Below are 17,280 nucleotides of genomic sequence, written 5' to 3'. Positions count from 1 at the left end.
ATGCTCCGTCTTTGCCAAAAATTGGCTTTCCTGTTTTGAACTGAGATGCTGCTTTTTTGATCATCTCTTTATATTCTTCGTGTGTCATCATAGTTCCTCAATTTACATCATTTTTCAAATGATGCTTGGTGGTGAATGACACAGTTTTATGGATAGAGTCAAAAGCACAAACAATTTGGTATCGGCCAAACATGGTTTCCATCATCTTGGAATGAAAAGAAGATTAAGCGAGCGGCAGAACATGTTGCTCGATTATACAGAAACCGCAATGCTCCAGACGGATTAACTATATTCGGAACATATAAAGGCGTCCGTGTGGGGGTTATGAAAACGAACGGACAAATTGCAACAGCCTTTCCTGATATAATTCAACCTTAAGGATTAAAAATGATTAATATCGAAGAATACAAAGCAATTATTGCAGAGCGCAAAAGAATTGCAGATGAAAGCCAAGATAATTGGGACTACGGCATTGAAATGTGCTGGAACAAATTGATAGATATGCTGACAAAAGATATCCATGAAACGATTGATTTTCTTGAAAATGTTTGTAGCCCAAATGAAATTATGTGGACTGGCGAAATTTTTGAAAACATAGTTCACAAAACTAAGTCCAAAGAATTCGTTGCCGCTCTTCATCGAATCTACGAAAAAATGCCTGATGATGTAAAGCAATCTATCGCTGTTGATATAGAATCAGCAGAGCTAGCTTTATAAAAAAGAATGGATTCAAGATGGTTGCAGCGAACAGCCTACTTGAATCCAATCCCAGATATGCTAATGCAAATCTTAGTTAACGACTAACTTAGGCACTAATTTAGCATATCTATTCACAAAAAACAAGTAAAACTTTTTTACAAAAGGAATAAATATGCGTATCAATGCATTTGATGACGGCTTACGCCCTGAATTACTCGAAAACGCTTTCTTTGATGGAATTTTTGAAATTCCATATTTAAAGCCCTTGGAAAAAATGATTGAACCGACCGGGTTAATTCCCTTTTTAAAAAGGAACAAAGATTCCAGTCGCTTCGTCCACTTTTACGAGCATGAAGCTCATTACCAAAAATTCACAAATCATCCTGAAAATTTCATTTCAGAACTATCGCTTCACCCAGGAATAATTTCTCCTGACAATTCCGTTTTGGTGGAAGCGCCCCTATGCGCACAAATTGCAAACATTTTCTTATCTCGAAGAAATGCAAGTTATATTCAGCGATGTGGACTTTACCAAATTCCAAATGTTCGATGGGGTGATGAAAGAACATTCACAACAAGTGAATTACCCGAAGCAATCGCATTCGTTGGCATTCCTAAAAATTCCATTGTTTCTATTGGCACTTACGGCTGTTGCCAAACTCAAGACGAAAAACGGTTGATGCATCTTGGTGTGATTGAAATGCTAAATATTCTTCACCCACAAATTGTTGTCGTCTATGGTTCTATGCCAAAAGATGTTTTCTGCAATTTACCCTACGATCCAAAATTTATACGATTTGACAATTGGGATAAAGAACATCATGCAAACCACTGACAAATAACCGCACAAGCTCAATGAGAAAAAGCCGTCCTTTCGGGCGGCTTTCTTTAATTCCATTTTGAATCGTCTTCGTTTTTCATTCCCCAAATTTCACCGGTTTCGCTTCTCGATGTTCGCCGATTAATTTTTCCATCCAAATCATATCATACCACGTGTGAAATTTATAGCCGCTTTTGTGAAATGTGCAGGCATCATTGATATTCGTGGTGGAGAAATATTCAGCATAAACACAAACAGTGGACACTATAAACCAAATGAACAATCGCTTCCAGAGGCAGAAAAAATACTATCTTCATTACCGAAGTCTGTCTTTGCAAGAAAATCTAAATGGAGGAACAAATGACATTATTTCATTTCTATGGTTATATTAAGGATCGCGAATATGTTCTATCACCTTTCAAAGAATCCGTTGATTGGAAAACAGGTGGGTGGTGGTACGGTCATTTCATTGTTGTTCAAGAAAAGGGTGACATTTTAACCATTCAATCAACGAATGAATCAATCGGTTATAAAACGATTGAAATTAAAAGGGATGGTTTTGCAGTCATTGGAAAGCCCACATATATTACAAATGATAGAGTATGCATCCCTGCAAAAAATAAGATAGGACGCGTATACAGTGTCACATATCATTTTTCTAGAGAATGTTTTCGCTATATGGTTGATTATGGTGACAGAAAATCCACTTGCTGGTATTACGATAGTGATCTTCAAAAACTGGAGGAATCAAAATGAACTTAGTCGAGCTTTCCAAAGAAATTTCTTATGCGCTTCGCCATGCGCCTTGGGAATATGAATTAGAACTTGATGAATAGGGATTTGTGATCCTTTTAAAAATCGATGCAGCCGCTGCGCAAAAATCGGGCGTGCAATTTTATATCGGAAATGATAAAGTCTGGCTTTGCAAGGAACTTCCGAAGGAATTTATTTCTATTGTTTATCGTTGAGGTTTATTATGTTGGCAGTCGCGAAAAAGCCCCATATTGAAGTTCGTGCGAAAAAGATTCCGCAGTCGCTTATTGATTTTTTGAAGGAAAATTTTGGCGGTGTAGAAATCGAAAAAGATTCTTATACTCCCGAAGAAATTCCTGAACTTACAGAAGTTCGCGAAAATACATCGCCCGCAGAGGCTATTTTTATCAATCGCGATATGCGTGGATGGACTCAATCTGACCTTGCCCAAAAACTGGATGTTTCTGTGCAAGTTGTCTGCGATTTAGAAAATGCACGGCGTGCAGTTTCACGAAAAATGGCTGTGAAGCTTGGAAATGCGTTTGGAACAGACCCCGCAGAATTTTTCAAGTTTTAACTTTTCGTAGCTATTGACGAGATGCCTGATTCCACTCCATAAAAATGTAGATTTCTACAAAAAAATGGAGTAGAAAGGGACAAAAACAGCAAAATCAGCCCTTTGTACTCCATAAAAATGTAGATTTCTACAAAAAAATGGAGTGAAAATGATTGAACGGAAGAAATACTTAGAGCAGCTGCTGAACAAAAAAGACAATCACCTCATCAAAGTAATTACCGGGGTGAGACGTTCTGGAAAATCTTACCTTTTGTTCAATCTGTATAAGCAAAAATTATTAGACCTAGGGGTTTCTTCAGACCACATTATCTGCATTCAACTTGATGACACCGATTTTTTAGCCTACAGAAACCCTCTTAAATTAGGCGAATATATCCGTTCCCAAATTAAAGACAATTTGAATTATTATGTATTCATCGATGAAATTCAATTTTGCAAAAAAGTGAAAAATCCCTATGTTGAAAATGATTCTGTTTCGTTTTATGAAGTGTTAAATGGACTTTTAAAACACGAAAATGTGGATACCTATGTAACAGGCAGCAATTCAAAATTATTGTCATCCGATGTATTAACTGAATTTCGCGGGCGCGGCGATGAAATTCATGTGAGACCGCTGTCATTCAAAGAATTTTACGATTATAAAAAAGGTGATTTTGAAGATTTACTTTCAGAATATTTGATGTATGGTGGAATGCCGTATGTCCAACTTTTAAAATCAGATATTGAAAAAACAAAATATTTAACATCGCTATTTGATGAAATTTATCTTAAAGATATTTTGGAGCGTTACTCTCTAAAAAGTGAAAAAGAATTAGATACCCTTGTAAATGTTTTAGCTTCTGCCATAGGCTCTTTTACAAATCCATCAAAAATATCAGCAACTTTTAAAAGCAAATCCAACCTCATCTACAGCCAAAAAACTATTGCCAATCACATTGGATTTTTAAAAGATTCTTTCATCATTTCTGAAACTCTTCGTTACGATGTTAAAGGGCGAAAATATATTGGCGCCAATTCAAAATTTTACTTTGTCGATACCGGTCTTCGCAATGCGAAAATTGGATTTCGACAATTTGAAATTACTCACTTAATGGAAAATTTGATTTATAATGAATTGCTGGTGAGAGGCTTTCAAGTTGATGTTGGTATTGTTGAAGACTATTCAAAAATAAATGGAAAAAGTCAAAGGAAACAACTTGAAGTTGATTTTATTGCTAAAAAAGGAAATCAGACATATTATATCCAATCTGCATATAAATTAGATAGCATAGAAAAAGAGCATCAAGAAAAAGCATCGCTTTTAGCGATTCATGATTCTTTTCAAAAAATCATTATCACTTATGACAGAATTCCTCGCCATTACGATGACAATGGATTTTTACGCCTTTCATTAAAGGATTTTTTGCTAAACGATTCATTCTTCCCTTGAATTTTAAAGCTTATGCTTGCTGCGATTGCGCATAAAATTAAATCGAGAATCCACGTGGTGTTGTAACTTTGCGTGAGGGCGACGAGTTTCCCGGCTAAATAAGTGCTTGTAAACGCTCCGATTTGATGACACACGAAAACGAGTCCGAATAAAAATGCTAAGCGAACGGCTCCGTATTTTTGATTGATGATTTCACTTGTCGGAGTCACCGAGGCATCTCCGGTAAGGCCCGTTGCGATTGCAAAAAGAATAATGCTCGCCGCATTTTTGGGCGCAAAGAAAATAAAGGCGATAACGATTATAGCGCGCAATCCATATAAAATCGAAAGCGAATTTTTCATGGAAATTTTGGAGCATAAAATGCCGCACAAAAGGTCGCCCGCCATCGTCGCGATTCCAAAAATAATGTAAGCGAGCACAGCGATTTTTTCTCCCAAGCCATACGAAATAATTTGCGAGAAAAAATGATTTTGAATTAAAGACATGTGAAATCCGCACGTCGCAAATCCCAAACACAAAAATTTGAAATCGTTATCGGCAAAGGCATTTTTGATAATTTTCAAAACGCTTTCTTGATTTTCAATTTTATTTTGAATTTCACCTTTTGAAATCTGGAAATGAATGTGCGCAAACCAAAATGCGACAGGCATTAAAATGAAATACGGCGTACTTAAAATGCACATCGCTTTTGTGATTCCCAAAGTTGCAAGCAAACTTTGCATCACAGGCGAAAGCGCAGAGCTGATGACGCCATTACTCGCGTTTACAATTCCCGATGCCATCGCGGCTTTACTTTTCGGAACAAATTTTGAAATCGCGCCCATAATCATGCCGAAGCACACGGCGCCTGTTCCTGCCGAAAGACAAATGCCAAAAGTGAATACGAGCGCTATTCCTGAGCGCATCACCGATGAACTTAAAAATCCTGCGGCAAGTAAACAAAGCCCGATTTTTAAAATGAATGCGTTGGATTTTTTCATCGCAAGGATTCCAAAAATCGGCTGCGAAATGCCGTAAATGAGTTCGCCCACGGCAATGACCAAACTAATTTGATCGTAAGGAACATTTCCTTGCGATGCGTATGCATTCAAAAGAATCCCATAATTCATGCGGATTCCAATTGATGCGCCAAATAAAAGGCACGCGCCCAAAATCAACAAAAAGAAAGAAGGCATGGATTTTTGTATATCACATTGTTTCATTTTTCATTCTTGATTTTTTATTTTCTTCTTTTTCGCCTAAAATATAAGCTAAATTGCTAAATAAGTAAAACGAATAATTTAAATAGAATTATTAGGAAATTTAATAGATGCTACGTGCAAAATGACAGCCATTTTTCGCAGAAAAAGACCAAGATGTTCTTCAATTATTTATATTAGATAACGATGATGGACGATTTCAACACTAGCGAAAATTCGAACGAAGTAGAGTCGGCGACTTTTTTTCATGCAGGCTCTTTTAAAATTTCAAATGCCACAGCGAGAAATTGGAAGAGATTAAACACCCACTTAGAATCCCGTTTAACGACTCGAGCCAATAAACGGAAATCATCAAAAAGAATTCTTCCAGTCGAATATATTTCTCATTCAGAAAACATCTCATTTTTACAATCGCTTTTAGATTTGATTGATGAAAATCACTGGGATATTTTTGCTGTGATTTATACAATGGCAGAAACACTTCTCAAAGACGCTAATCTATTTTCACAAGAGCATATTCAAAAAGTTCTTCATGATTACAATGAAATTAAACCGATAACAGCCTTAAATAAAATTCAGATTCCAAAAAATGAATTTGATATTTTGGGATTAGTTTATCAGTCTTATTTGCAAGAAGGCAAAAAGAATATTATCGGTTCGTATTACACGCCAAAATCAATTGTTGAAAATATGATTCGAGAATTTGATTTTTCAAAAAATCAAACTTTTTTGGATCCTTGTTGTGGAAGTGGCGCATTTTTATTAAATATCAATGTGCAAAATCCGAATTTAATTTTTGGATGCGATCAAGATAAAATCGCCGTACTTATTGCAAAAATAAATTTATTACTCAAATACAAAAATTTTGAATTTATTCCGCAAATTTATCATCTTGATTTTTTACAAGGGAATTCACTTTTTTCTCAGCAAGAAATTTTTGGAAAAAAATTTGATTACATAGCCACCAATCCGCCTTGGGGCGCAATGGATAATTCTTATTGTGAAGAATTTGAAATTACGTCAAAAGAAACATTTTCCTGTTTCTTTGTAAAAGCATTCAGTCAATTAAAAAAAGATGGAATTATTCGTTTTCTATTTCCCGAAGCCATTTTAAATGTAAAAGTTCATCAAGATATTCGAAAATTTATTTTAAACCACACTTGTCTTTCTAGCATCACCATTTACGGGAACTCCTTTTCTGGCGTTGTTACAAAATATGTTGATATTGAATGTAAAAATACTCCCGCTCAAGAAACGATTGAAGTTTTTCAAAATAATGAAAAACGAATTGTAAAAGTTAAAACATTTACAACAACCGAAAACTATGTTTTCAATTTACTCTCAAATTTTGACGCAGAAATCGTGTGCGTAGCAAAAGAAAAAGGACACTATTTTTTAAACGACAGCATTTGGGCTTTGGGAATTGTAACAGGTGGAAATCACGATAAATTGAAAGATGAATGGTTTCAAGGTTCCGAAAAAATTTACACAGGAAAAGAAATTCAAGCTTATCTTTTAAAGCCTGCAAAAAAATATATCATTTACAATCGAGGTGAATTACAGCAAGTTGCTAAAGATGAAATTTATAGAGCAAAAGAAAAAATCGTCTATAAATTTATTTCTAAAAAACTCGTATTTGCTTATGATAATTCTCAAAGTTTATTTTTGAATAGTGCAAATATTTTAATTCCCAATGTGCCACACATGAGCATAAAAACGGTGATGGCATTTTTAAATTCATCATTATTTCAATTTTTATATTTGAAACTTTTTGGTGGAATCAAAATTTTAAAAGGAAATTTAATGCAGTTGCCTTTCCCTGAAATTTCAGAGAAAGACGATAAAACTTTAGCAAAATTTGTCGATGAAATTCTAAATGGAAATGATTCAAAAATATCCGAAATTGATAATTTTATATTTGCTTTTTACAAATTAAATCAAGAACAAATTAACTATATCAAGGAAACAGTCTATGGAAATTTTAACTAAAGAATTGAACGCACAAATTCAAAAAATTAACAAAAATTATAAAAACAAATCCGACTTAAACGATGACTTTTTAGAGCATCTATATTCTATTTATCCATTCAATAAATTTGAATACATTATCACTCATTTAATTGATTCAAAAACGATCTCCTTAGAACAATACTTAGACATTCGAAACGAATATTTAGACCGAAATAAATATTTATACATTTTTGAAATTACCGCCCCAAGAACTTTTGGAGAAACTTGGGCACAAAATCATCTAAATGTAATTGTTCCAGAATTGCAAAAGCCAAAAAAATCATTAGACAAAAATTATTCTGGAGAATATGATTTCTGGTACGAAGGAATTAAAATTGAAGTCAAAGCTTCGCGAGCGGTGGACAAAGACAGCAAAGAACCTTTAGTGATGAAAGCGCTTTCTTCTCATTCTAAAAAATCATTTGATATGAATTTTCAACAAATTAAACCTTCTTGTTGCGATGTATTTGTATGGATTGGCGTATGGACCGATAAAATTCGCTATTGGGTTTTATCAAATGACGAAGTCCAAAATCATAAGTATTATTCAAAAGGGCAACATCGCGGAAATAATGGCGAAGGTCAATTATGGATAACCGAAAAGAATGTGAAAGAATTTGAACCTTACGAAGTTTCTGTTCGCGATATTCTTTCCAAAATTATTGAAAAATCAAAAAAGTAATTTTCCGAGATGCTACGCTACTTAGCTTTACAAAAAATTTTAGAACTGGGCAGTTTTTCAAAAGCTGCTTATGCGCTTTATCACACGCAATCTTCGATTAGTCAAATGATTGCGTCTTTGGAAAGTGAACTCGGAATTAAACTTTTAATGCGAAGCCGAAATGGCGTCAAATTAACGCACGAAGGCGAAGAACTTTATCCGTATATTGAACGCTCGATTTTGCAATATCGCGCGATGCAAGAAAAGGCAAACGAAATCAAAGGACTTGAAACCGGAATTATTCGAGTCGGAACAATTTCTTCGATCACTTGTCATTGGAAGCCAAAACTCATCAAAGGTTTTCAAGAAAAATATCCGAAGGTGCAATTTTTATTTCATCAAGGTGATTATTCTTTGATTTCGGAATGGATAAAAAATGGTGAAGTGGATTTTGGATTTGTCTCGCCCGAAGCGGTTTCTGCAATTCAAGAAATTCGCGATTTAGAAATGCGAATTGTAAAAGAAGGCGAGATGCTTGCGGTTCTTCCGAAAAATCATCCCTTTGCAAAGCAGAAAAAATGTGCCGCTAGAAGAACTTACAAAATCGCCTTTTATTTTACTCGAAGAAGGAAAATTTAGCGAGCCCTTAGAAGCGTTTGCTAAAGCAAAATTAAAACCGAATATCAAATATACGATTCACGACGATTACGCGATTATGACAATGGTTGAAGCGGGCCTTGGCGTAAGCATCTTGGCAGAGCTCATGACAAAGCGAAATAATTTTCGAATCGTTTGCCGCGAAATTGTGCCGCCCGTTTTTCGAAAATTAGCCGTCGCTTATAAAGATTGGGAATCGCTCCCGATTGCAAGCAAATATTTTATTGAATATTTGCTGCAACACAAGGGCGATCTCGGATAATTGATGCAACCGAAATTGCATTTTTAATTTTGGATTTCTTCAAAGACATTTTTCACAAATTCGTCTGCGTCTTTTTGCAAGTATCCGATTTGATGAAGTTGTTCGCTGAAGTATTTTAAATCACCTTTCACATCTCTGCCTAATTTTTTCCGTTCTTCTTCCGAGGTGTAAACGTAATCCTTAATGAGTTTTACCGCTAATTCTTTGTCTTCGATTTCGGAATATTTTCCTTCGGCGATAATGTCCACCGTTTCTTCGGGATGTTTTGAAATCCACGCTTCGGCGCGATGTAATGCTCGCAATAACGCTTTGATTTTTTCAGGTTCTTCGTGCAAAACTTTTGCCGAAACATAAATAAAGCAGCAGTAACGCCCGGCAAAAACAGGATCCGTTGCAATATCTAAAATCACATCGGCTTTGCCCGCTTTTTCATACGATGACGCAAGAGGATCCCAAATGGCTGCGGCATCAATTTGACCTTGCGCAAGAGCGGCAAGCGCTAAGTTTCCATCGGCATACGGTAAAAAGGTCACTTGATTATCTTCGGGTTTTGTCGAAACGCCATTTACCGAAAGCCACAAACTTGCCGCTTGATGAGGCGTTCCGCCGATTTCATCGACTGCGATTTTTTTGCCGAGCAAATCTTTTGCTGTTTTTAAAGGCGAACCTTTTTTCACCAAAATTTTAATGCAGCCGATATGAATGCCATCGACAATTTTTATATCGACTCCATTTTCAATCGCTTGGAAAAATTGAAAATCGGAATTGGTCAGCGGATAAGTACCTTTGGAAAGTCCGAGTTTACGCGTCTCGCCGTCAGCCGCAATTAACGTCGCACCAATTCCTTCGTCGGCAAAAAATCCTTTTTCTTTTGCCACAAAAAAAGGTGCCCCGCATAATGCGCCATCTAAAACGGGCAATTCTACGTTTCCAAATTTGAATTTTGCATTTCCATTTTCTTTATTTTCTGCTTTTGATTTTTCACAAGCGTTTAAAGCAAATACAAAAAATATCGAAACAAATAAGGTCAAAAAAATTTTCAGTTTCTGTGTATTCATGAAGCATCCTTTGTCAATCCAAAAAAATGAAAAAGGAGCCCTCGAGACTGGATATCGATTTTCCGAAGGCTCCTGCTGTAAGGAATTTTACTTGATATTTTCGCGCCAAGTCGCGGGCTTAAATTCTCCTTGAATTGGAATCAAGCGCTTATCCACATCGATTTTGAAGACGGAATTAAAATTATTCGTCGCAATCATTTGGCCAGCAAAACCAACAACTGCAACTAATTCAGGATCGCTGAAAAACTTTTTCAGTTCATCAATTTGCGCATCGCTCACTTTGGTGGGATCTTTCACAATTTGATGTGCGAGTTCAATCAACGCTTTTTCTTTTTCATCGGTTTCAAAATTTTTCGGATCAATTCCTAAAGCTTTTAAATCGCTGATGAAAAAGAGCGAGCAAAGTTGGCAACTATTTGTTGTTGAAATCGCATGCGCATAAATCGTTGCCGCGCGAAGTCCTACCACTTCGACTAAACGATTCCACGAAACATACCAAGCCATATACGCTTCGTATGTCGCATAATCTTGCAACAAGGCGCGTTTCATGTTCGTGATTTTTCCAGCATCAACGAGTTTCGTATAAGCTTCTTTTGCTTTACCTTGAGCTTCTTCAACCGATTCAATGAATTTGACTCTTGCCATGGTAATATTCTCCTAAAGGTACAAGTCATCTTGTATCATTTGTTAAAGGAATGGATGTTTGTTAAAAATTTGAGTTACTGTTTTTGTCTTTTGACAGGCAAAATATAGATGCAAAATTTTGCGTTGTCCAATACTATCTTTTTATGCTGCGATATCAATTTTTCCTATAACCTCACCTTTTAACGATAGAGATTTTTCGAAAAATATCTGTCGCCGCGATCGGGCAAAATAAATACAACATTTCCTTTTGCGCCTTGGGCAATCAATTTTTTGGCAGCAGCGAATGCCGCTCCCGATGAAGAACCCGCAAAAATTCCTTCTTTTGAAGCGAGTTCCCGAGAGCCCTCAAACGCTTCATCGTCCGAAATTTTGATAACTTCATCGACCAAATTCATGTTCATCGTTTCGGGCACAAAATCATTTCCAATGCCTTCGAGATTATAATCGGAATGTTCGCCGCCGCCCATTGTAGAGCCGATTGGGTCTGCTAAAATTCCTTGGATGTTTGGATTTTTTTCTTTCAAGAATTTGACAATTCCTGCGAAAGTGCCGCCGCTTCCTGCAGCTGCAACTAAATAATCCACGTGACCATCTAAATCTTCAAAGATCTCTGGTCCCGTTGTTTCGTAATGCGCTTTGGGATTACTCGGATTGTGAAATTGGCGTAACGAAATCGCGCCCGGAATTTTTTCAATCAATTCATTCGATTTGCGTTCTGCGCCGAGCATGCCTTCTTCGCGCGGCGTGCTAATAATTTCTGCACCCAACGCTTTCATCAAAATTTTCTTTTCTTCTGAAAATTTCGTTGGCACGACAAATATCACTTTTACGCCTTTATTCAAAGCGGCAAAAGCAATGCCTAAGCCCATGTTTCCTGCGGTAGCTTCGACAATGGTGCCGCCGACTTTTAACGTTCCCGCTTTAAAAGCGTCTTCGACCATAAATTTTCCGGTGCGATCTTTTACGCTTCCCGCAGGATTCCAAAGTTCTAATTTGGCAAATAAATTGACGCCGGTAAAATTTCCGACATGGTTTAATTTTACAAGAGGCGTGTGCCCAATCAAATCTTGCGTCGAATTATAATAGTGCATTTTTACGCCTCCTTTTTCGAAGCTAAAATGGCAGCATTCAAATCGTCTAAAATATCTTCAACTTTTTCAATGCCTACAGACAAACGAATTAAGCCGTCGGTGATTCCCACTTTTTCACGGATTTCTTTGGGAATCGACGCATGCGTCATCGAAGCGGGATGGCAGACTAAACTTTCAACGCCGCCCAAACTTTCTGCAAGCGAAATGAGTTTTAAACTCTTGAAGAATTTCTTGATGTCGTAATTTTCATACAACTCAAACGAAATCATTGCGCCGCCATTTTTTGCTTGACGCTTGTTGATTTCATAACCTTGCGCCGTTTTCAATCCGGGATAATAAATTTTTTTCACCGCTGAATTTTTCTGCAATTCTTCGGCAATTCTTTCCGCATTTTCCACATGACGATCCAAGCGTACGCCAAGAGTTTTAATTCCGCGAATGAGCAAGAACGAATCAAATGGTCCAAGGACTGCGCCCGTTGTTTTATCGCCGTCAATTCCTGCGTGAATTAAATTGGTTTCGATGTAGTTAAAATGAGACATGAAAAATTCCTTTAAAAAATGGTGAAAAGTTTAATGCGATAAAAATTTATCGCGAAGTTTTACAAGTTAAAATGAACATCGTCTCATCATCATGAACCACCTTTTTTGATTTTGACGAGAGCAAAAATAAAAGAAGAAATCGCAATCCGCAAGGGTTTTTGCTTATACTATTTTTAGATGATTAGTTATAGATTTAAACTATCCACTTCGCTTAAAACGCCGCGTTTCATAAAGTAAATTCGCTGGGAAATATTTTTCAAAATTTCATCGTGAGTGGCGACGATTACTATATTTCCTTTTTGCGATTCTTCTTGAAAAATTTTTAAAATCAATCGAGAATTTTCATCGTCTAAATTACTTGTCGGTTCGTCGGCAATAATGATTTGCGGTTCATTCATCAACGCCCGCGCAAAAGCGATGCGACGAATTTCTCCGCCCGATAAATTTTGTGCAAATTCATTTGCTAAATGCGCAACGCCTAATCTTTCTAATAAAGAAATCGCGTAGGCATTTGCACTTAATGCGCTTCGCGTCTTTTTAAAATTTTTTGCAATTGTCCGCGGCAAAAGAACATTTTGCAAAACCGTCAAATCGTTCAAAAGAAAAATTTCTTGCGGAATAATTCCGATAAATTCATTGCGCAGCTCTGCCCGCCAAATATCATCATGCGCAAAATACGATTCTTGATTCCATAAAATATTTCCTTCGGATGGCGAAATCATTCCGGAGAGCATTTTAAGAAGTGTACTTTTTCCACTTCCCGATTCGCCAAAGACCGAAACAAAATCCCCGTCAAATAAAGTGAGATTCGCATTCTTTACCGCATAAAAAGAATCCTTTTTTCGATGAAAAATTTTCGATAAATTCTGAGCGACAAGCATGGATTTTACCCCCAATTAAATTGTTTTACAAGACGACGAAAATGAATCCAAACCGCAAATTCCGCCGCGAAAATAGGAATGAAAAATGCAGTCAAAAGAATCAGAAAGAAAGAAAATGAATGAGACAAAGTGAGTGAAAATCCAAAGTAATCGCTAAGTGCAATGCGAAATGGAAATGTCAACAAAACGCCAAAAAGAATGCCGAGAAAACTTCCCGCGAGGCTTCCTTTGAAAACTCGAATTGCCACTAATTTTTTTATTAGACTTTTACTGCCGCCTACAAGATAAATCACTTTCAATTCTTCTTTGCGTTCTTGAATAAAAAGCGAAAAGACAATCAAAATGCAGCCAAACGCAATCGCTAAAAATAAAATAATCAGCGCATATGAAATGACTTGAAATAAATTCACCGTTTTCACAATTTCGGAAAACATTTCTTTTTTCGATGCAATTTGAATGCCATCAAAATGCGAATGCACATTTTGCGAAAATTTTTTCCCGTCAAAATTTTCATTCGTCTTGATTAAAATCGCTGAAATTCCCGTTTCCGTTTCGTCGAATTGAAAGCCTTTCTTTTTCGCGGCAGCTTTGATTTTTTCTACGGTTTCAATCGTCGCGAAGACAGCTTGATCTAAGCTATTTCCAAGCGGTTCTAAGCTCGCAGCAATTTCAAATTCTTCATCAAAAAATCGAATCGATTTTTCGGCATTGATTTGAATATCGCTGCCGACGATTAACGCATTCGACGGAATTTCTTTTCCGAATTTTTTTGCAATCCACGGCTGAATCACAAAATCACTTTTCGGATCAAAGCCAATAATGTTCACTTTCTTTTCGCAGCAACTCGCGCCTAACGAAGAAAAGAATAATTGCGGCGTCGCCTTTTGAATTCCATTTTGCGTTCGAATAAAATGCAAAAGTTCCTGCGGCAAATTGGCTGTTTTCAAATCGCCTTGTAAAAGAATTCCATTTTTGGGAATCGCAGAACCTTGCGGAAATACAATGACATCGGCACCGAAGCGCGAAGAAAATTTCGAAAGTCCCGCATCTAAACTAGACGAAAATAAAAGTCCCGAAAATAAAATCGAAGCGAGAAACGCAATCAAGGCAAAAAGCAAATAATCATTTTTGGATAATTTCATTTTTTCTCCTGGACTTGAATAAATAAATTGCATTGCCCAAAGAAATCGCAGCAAATAAAATTCCTAATACCAATAAAATCGGCGCAGCAATCGCATGACAAGGCATGTGAATTTTAGGGCAAGTTCCCACAATCCACGAAGGAATAAACGCGACCAATAAATTTAACGCTGCGATAAAAATGAAAAATGATGCGCGAATTTTTTCTCGATGAATGAAAAAAGTTACAGCACTCCATAATGCAATCAAAATGCCTAAAATAAAATCTGCGATTTTAGAATCGTAGCAACGCATTCCATTTTCACTTGCACAAAACGGCAGCACAAATTGCGTCAACAGTGCGATGAGAATTCCAAAAGCAAAAAATAAAACGGCAAATAAAATTCGATTTTTCACAGAAACCTTCTCGTTAAAATTTTCGTTGAATGTAAAAAGCGCGCAAGATTTCGTCCAATACTATTTTTAGATATTTAGTTATAGGATAAATCTATAATCTGCGATAAAACCACCGCAAAAGTCATTTACGATTTATGGCACAACAAATGGACAACGAATGTTTCTGCTTTCTGCAAAAGCAGACAAAGACGGCGTCGTAAAATTCCGCGGCTTCAAAGGCAAATACAAAGTCACCGTCAACGGGAAAGAAAGCTTCGTAGAATTCAAATGAGATTGGGGAAATTTCCCCCTTCTCATTTTTCCTTGCTTAACTCGATTTGACATTCACTCTAAAGAGTCTTATATTTAGCTAAGAAAGTAGGATTTATGATGGATTGCGCCATTTTAAGTAACGATCAGCACTTTACGATATTTTCGTATGGCGATTACAAAATTCGCTTCAGAAGTCCTTATTCTTTAGAGTATTACACACAAATTAAGGAATGGAATAATGGTTACCTTGTCGTAATGGCGAAATATAAGCACAACGCAAACCCCGAAGAAGAATACATTGACTTAATCCCAATTCTTGAAGATTTGTATATTGAAAGCAATCAATTTCTAAAACCAATTAAAGAGGTGAAAATTGGAAAACACAAAATTGAAGAAAATCGCAGATAATGCAGATATGATTGTAAATGGATATGCCTTTACTCAAAATAACGAAAATTATCGAGTTTTGAATTTAAATAAACCTGAACACGCTTTAGTCATTGATTCAAATGGCAATGTCTTAGAAACTTCAATGGATGACATTGAAATTCAAATTGTAAAAGATTATTTCTTGAAAAACAAAAAATATATGGAAACTAGCCATGCCTAAATATTTTGAATTTAAAGTCACTGGCTATTATTTATATTTCACCTCTTTTTGCATTATTGAATGCATGCATGTTCATGCAAGCGATAAATTTCTCACAGAAAAAGGATCCGCAAAATTTTTTGTTAAAGAAAATGGTGATAGCATTTTACAAAATCGCGGAATTTTAAACGATAGAGAAATTGCAAAAATTCAAAGTTTTATTAAAGACAATTACAAAGATATGTATATCAAATGGTCTGAATACAGCAAAAATGGATTTTTTGAAAACGAAAAATAGATGATGAAATTTTCCCCCTATCAATAGAAAATGCGCCACGAAGGCGCATTCCCAATTTTAATAATCTGTCAAATACCAATACCATTCCAAAGCAACATCTTCATTTTCATAATCGCTTTGTTTGATGACTTCCTCATTTTCTAAATAGCCAATATTTGTTCGCCCGTATGAATATCCCGAAGATAAACTTTCATTGACCAAAGGATCTGCGTCATAAACGTAGGGTTTAACATAAATCATCGCAGTTCCAATGGGGACTGTATCGCGAACAGTTTTCTTCCCCGTCCATTTTGCAAGATCTTCTCCCGAGAGCAATGTTCCAGTCGCTTTTGTTCTTAAAACGGTTTCATTTCTATCTTTATAAATAATATCAAATTTGACAATCGGGTCGCAATCGCTGAATTTTCCCAACGTTTCACAACTTTCAATGAGTTGCTCATACGAAGTAAATTGAAAATTCAAAATTTTCTTTTCCGTCAAATACGCCGTTACCGAAGATGACGAATAATAATATTTGCTAGAACTGCTTGAGCAACCGATACCGTAATAGTAACAGTTTTCCCAAGAATTATACGAAGACGAATAATAATATCTAGAATACGAACTGCTCGAACATGAGCCGTAGTAATCGCAATCGTCATTATAATAGGTGTTAGAAGAACTTGACTTAAGCTCATTGAGAGCACGATCTGCATTTTCTTCTATTTCATTTAATCCCGAAAAAGGTTCATTGGCACTGCATCCAAAAAAGAAAATTGCAGATGATAAAACGATTAAAAATTTCTTCATAAAAACCTCTACCAAAGAATATTGGATTGAATCTGGAACCCAAAATCACCAGTCGGTTCTATAGCGGGACTTCCAGAATTTGCACCTCCACCATACTTTAATTCAACTGAATATTTTTGATTCCATTCTATACCAGAGCCCAAATGAAAAAAAAGTTCCCAGTTGTTAATATTAAAGTCATCTGTAAATTCTTTACTAACAACAGTTTCTGAACCATCTGTTTTTACTTTACTTTCAAAGAAACCAAATAATGGTTTGCGAATCGTTGTTGAAGCGATAAAAAATGGAGTCCATCTACTTTTATTTGCAATCATAAATCGGTAGGTGATTGGAATTTCAATGGCATGCTTAACATAGTCGTCCCTTAAAAAGTCACTTCGCGAGCGCAGGATAAGGAGGTTCGCCGTTTTTATTCACCCCTTCCCGGCAAAGGAAGCAACAGTATAGCCATTCCAACAGGACAAAAAAGCGCCTCATGGCCCTCTTGAAGTTGAACGCCGCTGCTGCAAGCTTTGCATTGAGCATGTCGCCA

At 36.3% G+C, this 17,280-nt stretch carries 23 protein-coding genes and 3 pseudogenes; 15 read left to right on the top strand and 11 right to left on the bottom strand.

The features are described 5' to 3' along the window. Positions 1 to 180: 180 nt before the first annotated feature. The 3 genes from B0H50_RS12215 (at position 181) to B0H50_RS12205 (ending at position 1,534) form a co-directional block, all read left to right on the top strand. On the top strand, positions 181 to 378 hold the full coding sequence (locus tag B0H50_RS12215; protein ID WP_269843938.1) for an EndoU domain-containing protein: 198 nt from the start codon (positions 181 to 183) through the stop codon (positions 376 to 378). A gap of 9 nt (positions 379 to 387) precedes the next feature. Beyond that, positions 388 to 717: a hypothetical protein gene (locus B0H50_RS12210; RefSeq protein ID WP_109587849.1), complete on the top strand. Its 330-nt coding sequence runs from the start codon at positions 388 to 390 to the stop codon at positions 715 to 717. A 154-nt stretch (positions 718 to 871) separates the two neighbouring features. Then, the gene (locus B0H50_RS12205) at positions 872 to 1,534 is read left to right on the top strand and encodes a DUF4417 domain-containing protein (RefSeq protein WP_109587848.1); all 663 of its coding nucleotides are present in this window, start codon (positions 872 to 874) and stop codon (positions 1,532 to 1,534) included. Between the two features lie 82 nt (positions 1,535 to 1,616). Here B0H50_RS12205 and B0H50_RS13925 read toward each other — a convergent pair. After that, positions 1,617 to 1,721, bottom strand: a pseudogene (locus tag B0H50_RS13925) (GNAT family N-acetyltransferase); the annotation flags it as partial. Positions 1,722 to 1,879: 158 nt separating this feature from the next. On the opposite strand from B0H50_RS13925, the gene B0H50_RS12200 reads away from it, so the two are divergent. From B0H50_RS12200 to B0H50_RS12185, 5 genes and pseudogenes are all read left to right on the top strand, one after another. Then, positions 1,880 to 2,275, top strand: a complete 396-nt coding sequence (locus tag B0H50_RS12200) for a hypothetical protein (RefSeq protein ID WP_146129125.1) — start codon at positions 1,880 to 1,882, stop codon at positions 2,273 to 2,275. Continuing rightward, positions 2,272 to 2,352, top strand: a pseudogene (locus tag B0H50_RS13920) (RNA 2'-phosphotransferase); the annotation flags it as partial. The gene B0H50_RS12200 and the pseudogene B0H50_RS13920, both read left to right, overlap by 4 nt. Before the next feature lie 9 nt (positions 2,353 to 2,361). After that, entirely contained in the window at positions 2,362 to 2,487 is a 126-nt protein-coding gene (locus tag B0H50_RS13830) for an RNA 2'-phosphotransferase family protein (protein ID WP_269843937.1), read from the top strand. A gap of 8 nt (positions 2,488 to 2,495) precedes the next feature. Further along, positions 2,496 to 2,849: a helix-turn-helix domain-containing protein gene (locus tag B0H50_RS12190; protein WP_109587847.1), complete on the top strand. Its 354-nt coding sequence runs from the start codon at positions 2,496 to 2,498 to the stop codon at positions 2,847 to 2,849. A 148-nt stretch (positions 2,850 to 2,997) separates the two neighbouring features. Continuing rightward, a complete protein-coding gene (locus B0H50_RS12185; protein WP_106197908.1) occupies positions 2,998 to 4,278 on the top strand; it encodes an ATP-binding protein in 1,281 nt (426 codons plus the stop codon). Here the strand turns inward: B0H50_RS12185 and B0H50_RS12180 are convergent. Next, positions 4,209 to 5,453: an MFS transporter gene (locus B0H50_RS12180; RefSeq protein ID WP_269843936.1), complete on the bottom strand. Its 1,245-nt coding sequence runs from the start codon at positions 5,451 to 5,453 to the stop codon at positions 4,209 to 4,211. The two genes, B0H50_RS12185 and B0H50_RS12180, sit on opposite strands and share 70 nt — an antisense overlap. A 210-nt stretch (positions 5,454 to 5,663) precedes the next feature. Between B0H50_RS12180 and B0H50_RS12175 the strand changes: the two genes are divergently transcribed. The 4 genes from B0H50_RS12175 to B0H50_RS13515 are packed head-to-tail and all read left to right on the top strand — an operon-like array spanning position 5,664 to position 9,067. After that, a complete protein-coding gene (locus B0H50_RS12175; protein ID WP_106197910.1) occupies positions 5,664 to 7,466 on the top strand; it encodes a TaqI-like C-terminal specificity domain-containing protein in 1,803 nt (600 codons plus the stop codon). Next, positions 7,450 to 8,169 carry a hypothetical protein gene (locus B0H50_RS12170; RefSeq protein ID WP_106197911.1) on the top strand — a complete coding sequence of 240 codons (720 nt, stop codon included), beginning with the start codon at positions 7,450 to 7,452 and terminating at the stop codon, positions 8,167 to 8,169. Before B0H50_RS12175 ends, B0H50_RS12170 begins: the two co-directional genes overlap by 17 nt. A gap of 9 nt (positions 8,170 to 8,178) precedes the next feature. Then, positions 8,179 to 8,787: a LysR family transcriptional regulator gene (locus tag B0H50_RS12165; protein ID WP_199219640.1), complete on the top strand. Its 609-nt coding sequence runs from the start codon at positions 8,179 to 8,181 to the stop codon at positions 8,785 to 8,787. Beyond that, positions 8,729 to 9,067: a LysR family transcriptional regulator substrate-binding protein gene (locus B0H50_RS13515; RefSeq protein ID WP_199191860.1), complete on the top strand. Its 339-nt coding sequence runs from the start codon at positions 8,729 to 8,731 to the stop codon at positions 9,065 to 9,067. Before B0H50_RS12165 ends, B0H50_RS13515 begins: the two co-directional genes overlap by 59 nt. A gap of 23 nt (positions 9,068 to 9,090) precedes the next feature. On the opposite strand, the gene B0H50_RS12160 is transcribed toward B0H50_RS13515, so the two are convergent. The 7 genes and pseudogenes from B0H50_RS12160 to B0H50_RS12130 all read right to left on the bottom strand — a co-directional run bounded on the left by B0H50_RS12160 (position 9,091) and on the right by B0H50_RS12130 (position 14,820). Further along, positions 9,091 to 10,125, bottom strand: a complete 1,035-nt coding sequence (locus tag B0H50_RS12160) for an ABC transporter substrate-binding protein (protein ID WP_199219639.1) — start codon at positions 10,123 to 10,125, stop codon at positions 9,091 to 9,093. An 87-nt stretch (positions 10,126 to 10,212) separates the two neighbouring features. After that, complete coding sequence (locus tag B0H50_RS12155; protein ID WP_109587846.1) at positions 10,213 to 10,770, bottom strand: carboxymuconolactone decarboxylase family protein; 558 nt, start codon at positions 10,768 to 10,770, stop codon at positions 10,213 to 10,215. Positions 10,771 to 10,949: 179 nt separating this feature from the next. Then, positions 10,950 to 11,861 (bottom strand): PLP-dependent cysteine synthase family protein, encoded by a 912-nt coding sequence (locus B0H50_RS12150; protein ID WP_109587845.1) that lies wholly within the window; start codon positions 11,859 to 11,861, stop codon positions 10,950 to 10,952. Positions 11,862 to 11,863: 2 nt separating this feature from the next. Continuing rightward, positions 11,864 to 12,340 (bottom strand): annotated as a pseudogene (locus tag B0H50_RS12145) (PLP-dependent transferase); the annotation flags it as partial. 248 nt (positions 12,341 to 12,588) lie between these two features. Continuing rightward, positions 12,589 to 13,284, bottom strand: coding sequence for an ABC transporter ATP-binding protein (locus tag B0H50_RS12140; protein WP_106197914.1), 696 nt, complete (start codon positions 13,282 to 13,284; stop codon positions 12,589 to 12,591). Positions 13,285 to 13,289: 5 nt separating this feature from the next. Further along, entirely contained in the window at positions 13,290 to 14,426 is a 1,137-nt protein-coding gene (locus B0H50_RS12135; protein WP_158275924.1) for an ABC transporter permease, read from the bottom strand. Then, on the bottom strand, positions 14,407 to 14,820 hold the full coding sequence (locus B0H50_RS12130; protein ID WP_106197916.1) for a DUF4418 family protein: 414 nt from the start codon (positions 14,818 to 14,820) through the stop codon (positions 14,407 to 14,409). The genes B0H50_RS12135 and B0H50_RS12130 overlap by 20 nt, the downstream gene beginning before the upstream one ends. A gap of 369 nt (positions 14,821 to 15,189) precedes the next feature. On the opposite strand from B0H50_RS12130, the gene B0H50_RS12125 reads away from it, so the two are divergent. The 3 genes from B0H50_RS12125 to B0H50_RS12115 are packed head-to-tail and all read left to right on the top strand — an operon-like array spanning position 15,190 to position 15,959. Further along, positions 15,190 to 15,480 carry a DUF7724 family protein gene (locus tag B0H50_RS12125; RefSeq protein WP_106197940.1) on the top strand — a complete coding sequence of 97 codons (291 nt, stop codon included), beginning with the start codon at positions 15,190 to 15,192 and terminating at the stop codon, positions 15,478 to 15,480. Then, positions 15,461 to 15,682, top strand: a complete 222-nt coding sequence (locus B0H50_RS12120; RefSeq protein ID WP_199219638.1) for a DUF7723 family protein — start codon at positions 15,461 to 15,463, stop codon at positions 15,680 to 15,682. The genes B0H50_RS12125 and B0H50_RS12120 overlap by 20 nt, the downstream gene beginning before the upstream one ends. Next, positions 15,675 to 15,959, top strand: coding sequence for a DUF4160 domain-containing protein (locus B0H50_RS12115; protein WP_106197917.1), 285 nt, complete (start codon positions 15,675 to 15,677; stop codon positions 15,957 to 15,959). The genes B0H50_RS12120 and B0H50_RS12115 overlap by 8 nt, the downstream gene beginning before the upstream one ends. Before the next feature lie 57 nt (positions 15,960 to 16,016). On the opposite strand, the gene B0H50_RS12110 is transcribed toward B0H50_RS12115, so the two are convergent. Together B0H50_RS12110 and B0H50_RS12105 are read right to left on the bottom strand one after the other, a co-directional pair. Then, entirely contained in the window at positions 16,017 to 16,748 is a 732-nt protein-coding gene (locus B0H50_RS12110) for a hypothetical protein (RefSeq protein ID WP_109587843.1), read from the bottom strand. Positions 16,749 to 16,756: 8 nt separating this feature from the next. Then, on the bottom strand, positions 16,757 to 17,062 hold the full coding sequence (locus B0H50_RS12105; protein WP_109587842.1) for a hypothetical protein: 306 nt from the start codon (positions 17,060 to 17,062) through the stop codon (positions 16,757 to 16,759). Positions 17,063 to 17,280: the final 218 nt, after the last annotated feature.

The organism is Hallerella porci (assembly GCF_003148885.1).
Lineage (GTDB): Bacteria > Fibrobacterota > Fibrobacteria > Fibrobacterales > Fibrobacteraceae > Hallerella > Hallerella porci.
The sequence above is the reverse complement of the archived record's forward strand: the minus strand, read 5'-3'. Positions and strand labels throughout refer to the sequence as shown.